This window comes from Rhodococcus sp. DMU2021 (genome assembly GCF_019641445.1).
Classification (GTDB): Bacteria; Actinomycetota; Actinomycetes; order Mycobacteriales; family Mycobacteriaceae; genus Rhodococcus; species Rhodococcus pyridinivorans.
Genome location: NZ_JAIFKB010000096.1, coordinates 1 through 814, shown reverse-complemented (window position 1 = coordinate 814; position 814 = coordinate 1). Strand labels below are relative to the sequence as shown.

1 protein-coding gene and 1 pseudogene are annotated in these 814 nt (G+C 66.2%); one reads left to right on the top strand and one right to left on the bottom strand.

Annotation, left to right across the window (positions count from 1 at the left end; all coding sequences use genetic code 11):
- Window positions 1–192 (top strand): annotated as a pseudogene (locus K3M35_RS25805) (catechol 1,2-dioxygenase); the annotation flags it as partial.
- Window positions 193–637: 445 nt separating this feature from the next.
- On the opposite strand, the gene K3M35_RS25800 reads toward K3M35_RS25805, so the two are convergent.
- On the bottom strand, window positions 638–814 hold a 177-nt coding region (locus K3M35_RS25800; RefSeq protein ID WP_220667292.1), incomplete at its 5' end, for a biotin/lipoyl-containing protein.

The window sequence follows — 814 nt, the reverse complement described above, 5'->3', positions numbered from 1 at the left end:
GCCCACCTGCACCTCATGGTGAAGGCTCCCGGCAAGCGCGCCATCACCACCCAGCTGTACTTCAAGGGCGGCGAGTGGGTCGAGGACGACGTCGCCACGGCCGTCAAGCCCGAGCTCATTCTGGATCCGCAGCCCAACGCCGACGGCATCGCCGAGGTGACCTACAACTTCGTGCTCGACCCGGAAGCGTGATCCGGACCGCGGCTGCGGCCTGATCACATCCGAACGAGAGTGCGGGTTGGGAGCGGTGCACGCAGGGCATGCATCGCACGCATGTCACGCACAGCGTGCATTACGAGCATCGCGTGCATCGCCGTTTCGCGGTTTGGCAGATGGCTCCTCGCTGGGGCTCCTCGCTGGGGTTCCTCACCCCGAACAGTGATCGCCTCCACTGAGGCATCCCCGCCGCAAGAGGTACGGCGAGATGGGAGGACCGCAGCTCTCGCAGCCGACAGCAGCAATGCGGATTCAGCGGCCGTCTTCTTGGTGGCTGGTCAACCTCGTGGCGTGCCCACCTGCCGTGCGACATCCTTTGAGCAAGTACCGAGATCCGACCCACCACAACCTCTGTGGGAACCGAGGTGCCCAGGTGCAGGCACCTCGGTCCCGCAGGCGCGACATCGCCTTGATCTCCGTGTTACTTGATCTCGGTGAGCACGGTGCCCTGGGTGACCGCGGCACCCGGCTCGACCGCGAGGCCGGTGACGACGCCCGCCTTGTGGGCGTTGACCGGGTTCTCCATCTTCATGGCCTCGAGCACGGCGATGAGCTCGCCCTCGGCGACCTCCTGGCCCTCGGCAACCGCGACCTTGAC